The organism is Enterobacter sp. 148H3 (assembly GCF_034107425.1).
GTDB classification, from domain to species: domain Bacteria; phylum Pseudomonadota; class Gammaproteobacteria; order Enterobacterales; family Enterobacteriaceae; genus Enterobacter; species Enterobacter vonholyi.
Window position 1 is genome coordinate 33,130 of record NZ_JAWNEI010000012.1, and the last position, 13,706, is coordinate 46,835.

At 56.8% G+C, this 13,706-nt stretch carries 11 protein-coding genes; 4 read left to right on the forward strand and 7 right to left on the reverse strand.

Annotation, left to right across the window (positions count from 1 at the left end; all coding sequences use genetic code 11):
* Positions 1 to 59 precede the first annotated feature (59 nt).
* Complete coding sequence (pncB, locus tag USH94_RS17120; protein ID WP_111964554.1) at positions 60 to 1,262, reverse strand: nicotinate phosphoribosyltransferase; 1,203 nt, start codon at positions 1,260 to 1,262, stop codon at positions 60 to 62.
* Between the two features lie 254 nt (positions 1,263 to 1,516).
* Between pncB and pepN the strand changes: the two genes are divergently transcribed.
* Positions 1,517 to 4,129 (forward strand): aminopeptidase N, encoded by a 2,613-nt coding sequence (pepN, locus tag USH94_RS17125; protein ID WP_111964553.1) that lies wholly within the window; start codon positions 1,517 to 1,519, stop codon positions 4,127 to 4,129.
* 49 nt (positions 4,130 to 4,178) lie between these two features.
* Here pepN and ssuB read toward each other — a convergent pair whose 3' ends face one another.
* The 5 genes from ssuB to ssuE are packed head-to-tail and all read right to left on the reverse strand — an operon-like array spanning position 4,179 to position 8,419.
* Complete coding sequence (gene ssuB / locus USH94_RS17130) at positions 4,179 to 4,949, reverse strand: aliphatic sulfonates ABC transporter ATP-binding protein (protein ID WP_111964552.1); 771 nt, start codon at positions 4,947 to 4,949, stop codon at positions 4,179 to 4,181.
* Positions 4,946 to 5,737, reverse strand: a complete 792-nt coding sequence (gene ssuC / locus USH94_RS17135; RefSeq protein ID WP_111964551.1) for an aliphatic sulfonate ABC transporter permease SsuC — start codon at positions 5,735 to 5,737, stop codon at positions 4,946 to 4,948. Before ssuC ends, ssuB begins: the two co-directional genes overlap by 4 nt.
* Before the next feature lie 9 nt (positions 5,738 to 5,746).
* The gene (gene ssuD / locus USH94_RS17140) at positions 5,747 to 6,892 is read right to left on the reverse strand and encodes an FMNH2-dependent alkanesulfonate monooxygenase (protein ID WP_111964550.1); all 1,146 of its coding nucleotides are present in this window, start codon (positions 6,890 to 6,892) and stop codon (positions 5,747 to 5,749) included.
* A complete protein-coding gene (locus USH94_RS17145; RefSeq protein ID WP_111964549.1) occupies positions 6,889 to 7,851 on the reverse strand; it encodes a sulfonate ABC transporter substrate-binding protein in 963 nt (320 codons plus the stop codon). The genes ssuD and USH94_RS17145 overlap by 4 nt, the downstream gene beginning before the upstream one ends.
* Positions 7,844 to 8,419 (reverse strand): NADPH-dependent FMN reductase, encoded by a 576-nt coding sequence (ssuE, locus tag USH94_RS17150; RefSeq protein WP_045352017.1) that lies wholly within the window; start codon positions 8,417 to 8,419, stop codon positions 7,844 to 7,846. Before ssuE ends, USH94_RS17145 begins: the two co-directional genes overlap by 8 nt.
* Positions 8,420 to 8,667: 248 nt before the next feature.
* On the opposite strand from ssuE, the gene pyrD reads away from it, so the two are divergent.
* Positions 8,668 to 9,678 (forward strand): quinone-dependent dihydroorotate dehydrogenase, encoded by a 1,011-nt coding sequence (pyrD, locus tag USH94_RS17155; protein WP_111964548.1) that lies wholly within the window; start codon positions 8,668 to 8,670, stop codon positions 9,676 to 9,678.
* Between the two features lie 165 nt (positions 9,679 to 9,843).
* Positions 9,844 to 10,386, forward strand: a complete 543-nt coding sequence (gene zapC / locus USH94_RS17160; protein ID WP_032651189.1) for a cell division protein ZapC — start codon at positions 9,844 to 9,846, stop codon at positions 10,384 to 10,386.
* Here zapC and USH94_RS17165 read toward each other — a convergent pair.
* The gene (locus USH94_RS17165; protein ID WP_111964547.1) at positions 10,383 to 11,492 is read right to left on the reverse strand and encodes a YcbX family protein; all 1,110 of its coding nucleotides are present in this window, start codon (positions 11,490 to 11,492) and stop codon (positions 10,383 to 10,385) included. The genes zapC and USH94_RS17165 overlap by 4 nt on opposite strands.
* 98 nt (positions 11,493 to 11,590) lie before the next feature.
* Between USH94_RS17165 and rlmKL the strand changes: the two genes are divergently transcribed.
* On the forward strand, positions 11,591 to 13,699 hold the full coding sequence (gene rlmKL / locus USH94_RS17170) for a bifunctional 23S rRNA (guanine(2069)-N(7))-methyltransferase RlmK/23S rRNA (guanine(2445)-N(2))-methyltransferase RlmL (RefSeq protein ID WP_111964546.1): 2,109 nt from the start codon (positions 11,591 to 11,593) through the stop codon (positions 13,697 to 13,699).
* Positions 13,700 to 13,706 lie beyond the last annotated feature (7 nt).

The following is a 13,706-nucleotide window of genomic DNA, read 5'->3' on the forward strand; positions in this document are numbered from 1 at the left end:
AAAAGAGAAGAATTGAGAAATAAATAAGGGAAGGGAGCCATAAAGGCTCCCGTAAGCGCTTAACTGGCTTTTTTAATCAAGGGGAGATCGAACGCTTTGCGCAATGCGCGGACAAACGCTTTGTCATGGCAGATGGTTTTACCCGGGCTGTCGGAGAGTTTCGCCACCGGCTTGCCGTTACATTCCACCAGCTTTATCACAATATTCAGAGGTTTTACCTGAGGAATGTCGCAGGTCAACCGGGTACCAATCCCGAAACTCAGGTTCACTCTGGTGTTGAAATGACGATAGAGTTCTACCGCTTTCGCCAGGTCGAGATTATCCGAGAAGACGAGCACTTTGCTCATCGGGTCAATGCCAAGTTTCTCGTAATGGGCAATCGCTTTCTCGCCCCACTCGATCGGATCCCCTGAATCGTGGCGTAACCCCTGATATCGCTCTGCAAATTCAGGTCCAAAGTCGCGAAGGAAGGCATCCATCGTAATGCAGTCGGTGAGGGCGATCCCGAGTTGATTCGGGTACTCCTCAAGCCATGCGGCCAGCGCCGCGCGCTGGCTGTTGGCCAGGTCAGGGCTGATCTGCTGATGCGCCTGGAACCACTCGTGCGCCTGGGTACCCATTGGCGTCAGGTTGAGGCGACGGGCCAGATCGTAGTTACTGGTGCCCACGAACCACGGCTCCTGCTGCAGACGTTTAACGATGGCCTCCTGTACGTCGCGCGAAAAACGGCGCCGCGTACCAAAGTCCATCAGGCGGAAGCGGGACATGTCCAGCCCTGCGGTCAGCGCGGAGAAGGCTGCGAGTTTATTTTCCAGCGCGGCGACCGCCTGCTCGACGCCTTTTTCCGGCGAACGGTAGCGGTGAGCCAGTTCACTGATCACCGCCAGAAGCGGCACTTCCCACATGATCACTTCCCGCCACGGACCTTCAAGGCGAATATCCAGTTTGCCGTTATCGTTAAGCACGGTGACCTGCTCCGGCTTATAGCGGAAATCGCGCAGCCAGTTCAGGTAGTCGGCTTTGAAGAAAGGCAGGCCATAAAGCCACTGATATTCCTCGTCCTGCAGCGTCAGATGCTGCATAGCATCGACCTGTTCACGAATGGCGTCTGCGTAGATACCGAGCAAGTCGTCGCCACGACAGCGGAATTCCGCCGCGACGTGAACGTCATAGTAGTGGTGGAAAACGGCTTGCTGCATATGCAGTTTATACGCGTCGGTATCCAGCAACGTATGCAGAACTGGAGAAGCGAATTGAGTCATAGGTGCGCAGTAGCATCCTCTCACAGGAGCGTTTAGTACAATAAACAACTCCGGAGTATACCTTGTTTAGTGATTTATTGAACCCCGATCACAACATAAGCGCGTTTTATGGTCGAGGGCATTTTGTGCCCCGTGTTATACAAATGTAGCAAAAAAATGTTTTGCCCCTGAAAAGATGAACATTCTGCATAGCGCGATTTGCGCAACAGGAATATATTGAAACGTTACTCGACAAACGATGCATAAGGTTTTCTATGACACAACAGCCACAAGCCAAATACCGCCACGACTACCGTGCGCCGGATTACCTAATTAGCGAAATCGATCTGACTTTTGACCTGGATGCCACAAAAACCGTTGTCACGGCGGTGAGTCAGGTGACGCGCCACAGCGCAACTGCCGTTCCGCTGCGTCTGGATGGCGAAGACCTGACGCTGGTCTCCCTGCATATCAATGATGAAGCCTGGTCGGACTATAAAGAAGAAAACAACCAGCTGGTCATCGACAACCTGCCGGAACAGTTTACGCTGCGCATCGTGAATGAAATCAGCCCGGCCGCCAATACCGCGCTGGAAGGGCTTTACCAGTCTGGCGTGGCGCTGTGTACCCAGTGTGAAGCGGAAGGGTTCCGCCACATTACCTGGTATCTCGATCGCCCGGACGTCCTGGCGCGCTTCACCACCAAAATCATCGCCGATAAAACCCTGTATCCCTTCCTGCTCTCCAACGGCAACCGCGTGGGCGAAGGCGAGCTGGAGAATGGCCGTCACTGGGTTCAGTGGCAGGATCCGTTCCCGAAACCGTGCTACCTGTTTGCGCTGGTGGCGGGGGACTTCGACGTGCTGCGCGACACCTTCAAAACACGCTCAGGCCGCGAGGTGGCGCTGGAGCTGTTTGTTGACCGCGGCAACCTGGACCGCGCGCCGTGGGCGATGACCTCGCTCATCAACTCCATGAAGTGGGACGAGGAGCGCTTTGGCCTCGAATATGACCTCGACATCTATATGATCGTCGCCGTCGATTTCTTCAACATGGGCGCAATGGAGAACAAAGGGCTGAACGTCTTTAACTCCAAATACGTGCTGGCGCGCACCGATACCGCCACCGATAAAGATTATCTCGACATCGAACGCGTCATCGGCCACGAATATTTCCACAACTGGACCGGTAACCGCGTCACCTGCCGCGACTGGTTCCAGCTGAGCCTGAAAGAAGGCCTGACCGTCTTCCGCGACCAGGAGTTCAGCTCCGATCTGGGGTCACGCGCGGTGAACCGCATCAACAACGTGCGAACCATGCGTGGCCTGCAGTTTGCAGAAGATGCCAGCCCAATGGCGCATCCGATCCGCCCGGATAAAGTCATTGAGATGAATAACTTCTACACCCTGACGGTGTACGAAAAAGGCGCAGAAATTATCCGTATGATCCACACCCTGCTGGGGGAAGAGAACTTCCAGAAAGGGATGCAGCTCTACTTCGAACGTCATGACGGCAGCGCGGCCACCTGCGACGATTTTGTGCAGGCAATGGAAGATGCTTCTAATGTCGATCTTTCCCACTTCCGCCGCTGGTACAGCCAGGCCGGTACGCCAATTGTTACCGTCAAAGACGACTACAATCCGGAAACCGAGCAGTACACGCTGACCATCAGTCAGCGCACGCCGCCGACGGCAGAGCAGGAAGAGAAATACCCGCTGCATATTCCGTTCAGCATTGAGCTGTACGATAACGAAGGCAAAGTCATCCCACTGCAGAAGGGCGGCCACCCGGTACACCACGTATTGAACGTGACCCAGGCCGAGCAGACCTTTATCTTTGATAACGTCTACTTCCAGCCGGTGCCTGCTCTGCTGTGCGAATTCTCCGCGCCGGTGAAGCTGGAGTACAAGTGGAGCGATCAGCAGCTGACGTTCCTGATGCGTCACGCGCGCAACGATTTCTCCCGCTGGGATGCGGCGCAAAGCCTGCTGGCGACCTACATCAAGATCAACGTAAACCGTCACCAGCAGGGCCAGCCGCTGTCGCTGCCTGTGCACGTGGCTGACGCGTTCCGCGCGATCCTGCTGGATGAGAAGATTGACCCGGCGCTCGCCGCTGAAATTCTGACCCTGCCGTCAGCAACGGAAATCGCCGAGTTGTTCGAGATTATCGATCCGATCGCGATCGTGGCGGTGCGTGAAGCGCTGACCCGTACGCTGGCTGCTGAACTGGCGGACGAGTTCCTCGCCATTTATAACGCCAACAAGCTTGACGCTTATCGCGTTGAGCACGCGGACATTGGTAAACGTTCTCTGCGTAATACCTGTCTGCGCTACCTGGCGTTTTGTGAAACCGAGCTGGCGAACACCCTTGTGAGCAAGCAGTATCATGAAGCGGATAACATGACCGACGCGCTGGCCGCGCTGGGTGCAAGCGTTGCCGCTGAGCTGCCGTGCCGCGACGCGCTGATGCAGGAGTACGACGACAAGTGGCATCAGGATGGCCTGGTGATGGACAAGTGGTTCATCCTGCAGGCGACCAGCCCGGCGGCCGATGCGCTCAGCAACGTGCGCAGCCTGCTGAAGCATCGTTCCTTTACCCTGAGCAACCCAAACCGCGTGCGTTCGCTGATTGGCGCGTTTGCAAGCAGCAACCCGGCCGCGTTCCACGCCGAAGACGGCAGCGGTTATCAGTTCATGGTGGAAATGCTGACCGAGCTGAACAGCCGTAACCCGCAGGTGGCGTCGCGCCTGATTGAGCCGCTGATCCGTCTGAAACGCTACGATGCGAAGCGTCAGGCGAAAATGCGTGCCGCGCTTGAGCAGCTGAAAGGGCTGGAAAACCTGTCTGGCGATCTGTACGAGAAGATTGCTAAAGCCTTAGCGTAATAAAAGTTAACCCTCCCTCTCCCTGTGGGAGAGGGCCGGGGTGAGGGCATCAGGCATTAGCCTTAGCTCGCTGTAACTCCGTACCTCCACGCTTCATCACCCGATCCAGCACTTCCGCTTCCAGCTCCGCCAGTCTTGCCGAGCCCACGCGACGAGGCCGCGGAAGATCCACTGTCAGATCCAGACCTATTTTACCATCTTCTATTAACAGCACCCGGTCGGCCATTGCGACGGCTTCGCTCACGTCATGCGTCACCAGCAGTACCGTAAAGCCGTGTGCTTGCCAGAGAGATCCAATCAAATCCTGCATTTCGATTCGCGTCAGGGCGTCGAGCGCGCCCAGCGGTTCATCAAGCAACAGCAGGCCCGGACGGTGAATTAACGCGCGCGCCAGGGCCACGCGCTGCCTCTGTCCACCCGAAAGGGCTGCAGGCCATTCATCGGCTCGATTTTCCAGCCCAACGGCGGCCAGCGCCTGGCGGGCTTCATCCCTCCAGTTGCCCTTAAGACCGAGCCCGACATTGTCGATAACCGTTTTCCACGGCAGCAGGCGCGCGTCCTGGAACATCATGCGGGTATCGTACTGGATATTCGAAAGCGGCGTTGTCCCTGCCAGAATGTCGCCGCCGTTGGGGGCTTCCAGTCCGGCCAGAAGCCGTAGCAGGGTACTCTTTCCACCGCCGCTGCGCCCGACAACGGCCACAAATTGTCCGGCGGGAATATGCAGATCCAGCCCGTTAAGAATGGTGTTTTCACCGTAGCGTTTGGTGACGCCGTTCAGTAGTAGCGGTGTCCCCTGATTCAGTCGTGCAGTATTCATGCTTTCGCCTCCTGAAGGGTATAGGCCGGGTTCCAGCGCAGCCAGATGCGCTCCAGCCACTGGGCGCTGACGTCGGCGAGTTTGCCGAGCAGGGCGTAAAGAATAATCGCAACCACCACCACGTCCGTTTGCAGGAATTCGCGGGCGTTCATCGCCAGGTAGCCAATCCCGGAGTTGGCCGAGATGGTTTCCGCCACAATCAGCGTCAGCCACATCAGGCCGAGCGCGAAACGCACCCCGACCATAATGGAGGGCAGTGCGCCCGGCAGGATCACGTGAATAAACAGGGAAAAACCCGATAAGCCGTAGCTGCGCGCCATCTCGACCAGACCGCGATCGATATTGCGGATGCCGTGCCAGGTGTTGATGTAAATGGGGAACAGCGTGCCCAGCGCCACGAGGAAAATCTTGGCGCTCTCATCAATTCCAAACCACAGGATGACCAGCGGGATCAGCGCCAGATGCGGCACGTTGCGCAGCATCTGGATGGAGGTGTCCAGCAGCCGCTCGCCCCAGCGTGAAAGACCGCTGATCAGGCCCAGAACCAGACCGATGCTGCCGCCGATGGAAAACCCGATCGCCGCGCGCCAGGAGCTGATCGCCAGGTGCTGCCACAGCTCACCGCTGACGCTCAGCGACCAGAACGCTTCTACAACACCCTCCGGAGAGGGCAGAATGCGGCTCGACAGCCAGCCGGTGGACGACGCGAGCTGCCAGAGAGCCACAATGCCGACGGGTAAAAACCACGGCGCGGCGCGCAGCAGCCATTTTTGTGAGGTGGCAGACATGGTCGCTCCTTAGCTCTGTGCGGCTTTACGTGGAATGAATTCGTTCGCCACGGCTTCGCCCTGCAGCTGGAGCCGCTGCGGCTGCGGAATTTCCGGAATGGCGACATCCAGGTGCGGGAATAACAGCTCGCCCACCTTGTAGGCCTCTTCCAGGTGCGGATAACCGGAGAGAATGAAGCTGTCGATACCCAGCTCGGCGTATTCGTTGATGCGCGCGGCCACGGTCGGTCCGTCGCCGACCAGCGCCGTGCCCGCACCGCCGCGCACCAGACCAACGCCCGCCCACAGGTTCGGGCTGATCTCCAGATTCTCGCGCTTGCCGTTGTGCAGGGATGCCATCCGGTGCTGCCCGACGGAGTCGGTTTTGGCAAATGCGGCCTGGGCTCTGGCGATCGTTTCATCATCCAGATGGGAGATCAGGCGGTCCGCCGCCTGCCAGGCTTCTTCACTGGTTTCGCGCACAATCACATGCAGGCGAATGCCGAAGCGCACCTTGCGGCCATGGGCGGCCGCCTTAGCGCGTACCTGGGCAATTTTTTCTTTCACCAGCTCAGGCGGTTCGCCCCAGGTCAGATAGAGATCGACCTGTTCTGCCGCCAGATCCTGGGCTACATCCGACGATCCGCCAAAATAGAGCGGCGGTCGCGGCTGCTGTACCGGCGGGAAGTAGAGTTTCGCGTCACGAACGTGGATATGCTTGCCTTCAAAGGTAACGGTTTCACCTTCCAGCAGGCGTCGCCAGACGCGGGTGAACTCGGCGGAAGCTTCATAGCGTTCGGTATGGTCGAGGAACACGCCGTCGCCTGCCAGCTCCTGCGGATCGCTGCCCGTCACCAGGTTAAACAGGGCGCGGCCGTTGGATAGTCTGTCCAGCGTTGCCGCCTGGCGTGCCGCCACGGTAGGGGAGACGACGCTTGGACGTAACGCAACCAGGAACTTCAGACGTTGGGTGACCGGAATCATTGATGCGGCGACCAGCCAGGCATCTTCACATGAACGTCCGGTCGGGATGAGCACCCCAGTGAAACCGATTCGGTCCGCTGCCTGCGCAATCTGCTGCAGGTAGCCGTGGTCAACCGGGCGCGAGCCCTCTTCTGTACCAAGATAGTGTCCATCACCGTGGGTGGGTAAAAACCAGAAAAGATTCAGACTCATGATTTAGCTCCTTCTTTGCCTGCGGGCTGCCAGATGCGTTCGCGAATAGTGACCTGTTTTGGCACCAGGTGGTTTTGATAGAAAAGGTCAGCCGTTTGTTGCTGAAGCGCGGCGACGTGTGCGTCCACCGGGGTAATGGTGGTCGGCGGACGGTGGTTGAGATAGCTCGCGATCACCGGCTCAGGTAAGCCCATGGTTTTCGCCAGCAGGGAAATGCTCTCCTGACGCTGGGTCTGGGTCAGGGCATCGGCCTGGGTAAAGGTATCCAGCACGCCCTGAATAAATGCGCCGTTCTTTTCCGCATAAGGGCGCGCGGCCAGATAGAACGAGCCGGTCTGCTTCAGCGTGGTACCGTCTTTCAGCACGCGAACGCCACCCTGCAGCAATGCGGCGGAGTAGTACGGGTCCCAGATGGCCCAGGCATCAACGTTCTTCTGCTGGAACGCGGCGCGCGCGTCGGCAGGTGTCAGGTAAACGGGCTGAATGTCGGTGAACTTAAGCCCGGCCTCTTGCAGAGCGCGCAGCAAAAGGTTGTGTGAGCTGGAACCTTTCTGGAAAGCGACCTTATGGCCTTTAAGATCGGCGACGCTTTTAATGTCGCTGTTTTCAGGCACCAGAATGACTTCGGCCTTAGGCTTAGGCGGCTCCACGCCTACATAGACGAGGTCCGCTCCCGCGGCCTGGGCGAAAATGGGCGGAATATCGCCAGTGCTGCCGAGATCGATACTGCCCACGTTAAGGGCCTCCAGCATCTGCGGGCCGGCAGGGAACTCCACCCAGGAGAATTTAGTATCCGGGAAGCGTTTTTCCAGAAGCTGGTGGCTTTTTGCCAGCACCATGCTGACGCTGCCTTTCTGATACCCGATGCGTAAACTTTCCGGAGCCGTTTCTGCGGCATGGGCCAGCGGGGTAAGCGCCATCAAACCGGCCAGTCCGATGCGGGTTAACGTTTTAAACATGTGCGACTCCTTGAGGCTGACTAAACGCCGGGGCCTGGATATCCCGGCGATGCAGGGCATGCCAGAACGTTTCCAGAGCGTTATCGAGGCGGGTTTGCAGGTTAGGCGTAAAGTGGGGTTTGTGTTGATAGTCGATGACCTGCGAGTCATCGGCGAAAACGCCGTGGAGGATCTCCTGCGCTTTCAACGCGTTCAGCACCGGCTTCAGGGCATAATCCACGGCCAGTAAATGGGCAACCGTACCGCCCGTTGCCAGCGGCAGCACCACCTTGCCGTCCAGCGCACGTTCCGGAAGCAGATCGAGCAGGGTTTTCAGCGCCCCGGAAAAGGAGGCCTTATAGATGGGCGTTGCTACGATCAGGCCGTCCGCGCCGTTAAGTTGCTCAATGAGGGTTTTCAGCGCAGGGCTGTCGAAACGGGCGTAGAGCAAATCTTCAGGTTCGAAGTTATGCAGGTTCCAGTGGCACACTTCCACATCCAGAGCATTCAGTTTTTCACGGGCATATTCCAGCAGGGCACTGGAGCGCGAAGGGAATCGTGGACTTCCGGCCAGGGTAATGACGCGCATACTTCCTCCTTATAACTAATTGTTTGCTTTTATCTAACATTCATAACAATTTTCAGGAGTGTGACACCGCGCGTTTATTCCACTAAATGATTTATCTGCAATTAAAATGCAAAAAAGTGCATAAGAAATGGACGGGGAGGTAAACGATTGCGTTTTACGCGGGTTTTTTGCCGCAGGTCAATTCCCTTTCGCGATGGGATCGCCCATAATCCCCTCCCGGTTTGCACACCGGGAATCCAGGAGAGTTCATGTACTACCCCTTCGTTCGTAAAGCCCTTTTCCAGCTCGACCCTGAGCGCGCTCATGAATTTACATTCCAGCAATTACGTCGTATTACCGGAACGCCGCTGGCCGCTCTGGTACGTCAGAATGTGCCGGTAAAACCTGTGCAGTGCATGGGGCTGACCTTTAAAAATCCGCTGGGTCTGGCGGCCGGTCTGGACAAAAATGGCGAGTGCATTGATGCCCTGGGCGCGATGGGCTTTGGCTCCATTGAAATCGGTACCGTCACCCCGCGCCCGCAGCCGGGAAATGACAAGCCGCGCCTGTTCCGACTGGTGGAAGCCGAAGGGCTGATCAACCGCATGGGCTTTAATAATCTCGGTGTTGATCACCTGGTTGAGAATGTAAAAAAAGCCCATTTTGACGGGATATTAGGCATCAATATCGGCAAAAATAAAGACACGCCGGTAGAGCAGGGTAAAGATGACTATCTGATTTGTATGGAAAAAGTCTACGCCTATGCCGGTTATATTGCGGTGAATATTTCTTCACCCAATACCCCGGGGCTGCGCTCTTTACAATATGGCGAAGCGCTGGACGATCTTCTGAGTGCCATTAAAAATAAACAAAATGAGCTTCAGTCGATCCACCATAAATATGTTCCGGTCGCGGTTAAGATCGCCCCGGATCTTTCTCCCGAAGAATTGATCCAGGTTGCCGACAGTTTGGTTCGCCATAATATTGATGGTGTGATTGCAACCAATACCACCCTCGATCGTTCCCTCGTGCAGGGAATGAAAAACTGTGACGAAGCGGGTGGGTTAAGTGGCCGTCCGGTACAATTAAAAAGCACCGAAATTATTCGCGCCCTGTCTGCGGAATTAAAAGGTCGTCTGCCGATTATTGGCGTCGGCGGCATTGACTCCGTGATTGCTGCGCGCGAGAAAATGGCGGCGGGTGCGTCGCTGGTGCAGATCTATTCCGGCTTTATTTTTAAAGGACCGCCGCTGATTAAAGAAATCGTTACTCATATCTAATCTTTTCTCTTAATCAGACAACCAGGGCTTTATTTCCAGCCCTGGTTGTTTTATATTCCGTCACTGTTGCTTATTTAGTCATTATAGTCTTTTATTAATGGTGTTATAAACGAGGCGGCAAACAGGACATTTTTAGTACAGGACGTTTGGGGACGGGAGAGACACATGCGAATTAAACCTGACGATAACTGGCGCTGGTATTTTTGCGACGAGCATGACCGAATGATGCTCGACTTAGCCAATGGCATGTTGTTTCGTTCTCGTTTTGCCCGCCGAATGTTAACCCCGGATGCGTTTTCCCCGTCGGGCTTTTGCGTTGACGATGCAGCGCTTTATTTCTCCTTTGAGGAAAAATGCCGCGATCTGGTGCTCTCTAAAGAGCAGCGCGCCGAGCTGGTATTAAATGCGCTGGTGGCTATCCGTTTCCTGAAACCGCAAATGCCAAAGAGCTGGCATTTTCTGCCCCACGGCATGAACTGGACCCCGGCAACGGGCGATGCGGCGAGCGTAAATCTGAGCGATACCGCAGAAGAGGTGAGCCTGCTGGTGGTTGAGCCTGGCGAAAATGCTGCACTCTGTCTGCTGGCGCAGCCCGGCGTAACGATTGCCGGGCGGACGATGCAGCTTGGGGATGCTATTAAGGTCATGAACGACAGGCTGAAGCCCCAGCTTCGCGTGGATGCCTTCAGCCTCGAGCAGGCGGTTTAAGCTTCCAGCTGTACGGACGTTTTCGGGACGCAGCTACAGCACAGAATTGTGCCGTCATTTCCAATTGCTGATTTTTTCAACGCACTCACTTCGCCATCCACCAGCCTGATGCGGCAGCATCCGCAAATGCCTGCGCGACAGGAATACGGTACACGAATACCAGCCTGCTCCAGTTGCTCCAGTAATACCTGCTGGTTGTTGCCACGGATGACGTTGCCCTGCCAGTGAATATCTATCGCGGAGGCGACATTCGTCACAACGTCGACCATTTCTTCTTCCTGCCCTGAGCCGTACACCCTTGCAGGCCCTCTGGCAAGAATCTCTACCTCATCACCGACGCGGATAGCGCCGCTGGAGCGCGGGATGAGGTTCTGGCCGAAATCCACATCGCCGTTGTCCTGCGCGGTGCGGAATGACTGCAATGTCTTCAACGGTTCGCCGGAAGGGTGCTTCTGGCCTTTCTCCGGGCTAACCGTCGTGAAAATGCAGCGGCTGCACGGCTTCACCACGTCAAAAATGACGCTGCCAATGCGGATCACTTTCCAGGTGTCTTCATCCCAGGCGTCGGCGCCCGTCACTACCAGGTTTGGACGGAACTGTTCCATCTGAACGCTGGCTTTACAGCGGCCTTGCAAATCACGCAGTGAAGCTTCGTTAGTCAGCAGGAACGGGAAGCCATCGGCGAAGGAGAGAGGAACGGCGTCGTGGCGCTTCACGCGACGCGTCAGTTCAGGCCCAACCCAGCGCAGCTGCACGTCGCGGGAGAAGAAGCCGCTCAGCCAGCGGTTGATCTCATCCGGGGCGATGCGCGCGGTAAAATAATTGCCCCACACTTCCGTCGGCGCATCGACAGGCGCAAAATCAGCAAAGCGAATTATCGCGCTGGAACCGTCCGGCGCGGTAAGGTGCAAACCGTCATGAAGCGGGGAAGGGGTAAAGCGAACCATCTGAGGGAAGTGGCGTGCGGTAATGAACGTTCCGTCAGGCTCGGTGACCATAAAAATACGATCGAAGGCAAATCCGCTCATGTCGGCAAGCGCGTGAGAGACGCCGATGCCGCGCATGGATTTCACCGGATGAATAAAAAGCCTGGATAACGTCGCCACTGCACACTCCCTCGAATGAAAATAAGCCTTCAACTTTATGACATACACGTCATATTAGCTATAATGCGCGACAATTTTCTAAGAGTAAAAGTGACGATATGAATTCTCTGTTTGCCAGTACGGCCCGTGGGCTGGAAGAGCTGTTAAAAACTGAACTGGAAAGCCTGGGCGCGCAAGAGTGCCAGGTGGTTCAGGGTGGTGTCCATTTTGAGGGCGACACGCGGCTTATTTACCAGAGCCTGATGTGGAGCCGCCTGGCGTCGCGCATCATGCTGCCGATGAAGGAGTGCAAGGTTTATAGCGATCTTGACCTCTATACCGGCGTACAGATGATCGACTGGACAGAGATCTTCACCCCGAATGCTACCTTTGCGGTGCATTTCAACGGCGTGAACGACGAGATCCGCAACAGCCAGTACGGTGCCCTGCGCGTAAAAGACGCCATTGTGGACTGCTTCACCCGTAAAAATAAGGAACGTCCGAACGTCGATCGTGAAAACCCCGATCTGCGTATTAACGTCTGGCTGAACGGCGACACGGCAAGCATCTCTCTCGATCTGAGCGGCGCGGGCCTGCACCTGCGCGGCTACCGCGATCGTACCGGCATGGCACCCATCAAAGAGACCCTGGCGGCCGCCATTGTGATGCGCTCCGGCTGGCTGCCGGGCACGCCGCTGCTCGATCCGATGTGTGGTTCCGGTACGTTGCTGATTGAAGCGGCCATGCTGGCCACCGACCGCGCGCCGGGACTGCACCGCGGCCAGTGGGGCTTCAAAGGCTGGGCGCAGCACGATGAAGCGCTCTGGAAAGAGGTCAAAGACGACGCGCAGACCCGCGCACGTAAGGGGCTGGCGGAATATACATCTCATTTCTACGGCTCCGATAGCGACCCTCGCGTCATTGAGCGCGCGCGCAGCAACGCCCGCCGTGCCGGTATCGGCGAGCTGGTCACCTTCGAGGTGAAAGACGTGGCGAACCTGACCAACCCGCTACCAAAAGGCTCGTACGGTACCGTGATCAGCAACCCGCCATACGGCGAGCGTCTGGACAGCGAACCGGCGCTGATTGCCCTGCACAGCCTGCTGGGCCGCAACATGAAGGACCACTTTGGCGGCTGGAACCTGTCTCTGTTCAGCGCCTCGCCGGAACTGCTGAGCTGCCTGCAGCTGCGTGCCGATCGCCAGTTTAAGGCGAAAAACGGCCCGCTGGACTGCGTGCAGAAAAACTACCATCTGGCGGAGAAGGCGGCCGACAGCAAGCCGTCCGGCGTGGCGGAAGATTACGCTAACCGTCTGCGCAAGAACCTGAAGAAATTTGAGAAGTGGGCGAAGCAGGAGGGCATTGAATGCTACCGCCTGTATGATGCCGACCTGCCGGAGTACAACGTGGCGGTTGACCGCTACGCGGACTGGGTGGTGATTCAGGAATATGCGCCGCCGAAAACCATTGATGCGCAAAAAGCGCGTCAGCGCATGCTGGACGTCATTGCCGCCACCATCGCCGTGCTGGGTATTGCGCCAAACAAGCTGGTGCTGAAAACCCGTGAACGGCAGAAAGGCAAAAACCAGTACCAGAAGATGGGCGAGAAGGGCGACTTTATCGAAGTGGGCGAATACAACGCGCGCCTGTGGGTCAACCTGACCGACTATCTGGATACCGGTCTGTTCCTCGATCACCGTATCGCCCGCCGCATGCTGGGCCAGATGAGTAAAGGCAAGGACTTCCTGAATCTCTTCTCCTACACCGGCAGCGCCAGCGTGCATGCCGGTCTGGGCGGCGCGCGCAGCACTACCACGGTAGATATGTCCCGTACCTATCTGGAGTGGGCGGAGCGCAACCTGCGCCTTAACGGCTTAACCGGACGTCAGCATCGCCTGATGCAGGCCGACGTGCTGGGCTGGCTGCGCGATACCGACGAGCAGTTCGACCTGATCTTTATCGATCCTCCGACCTTCTCCAACTCCAAGCGTATGGAAGATAGCTTTGACGTTCAACGCGATCACCTGCGCCTGATGACCGACCTGAAGCGCCTGCTGCGCAAAGGCGGCACCATTATGTTCTCGAACAACAAACGCGGCTTCCGTATGGATCATGACGGCTTAGCAGCCCTGGGACTGAAAGCACAAGAAATCAGCCAAAAAACGCTGTCTCAGGACTTTGCCCGTAACCGTCAAATCCATAACTGCTGGTTGATTACCGCGGTCTGAAAGGAAA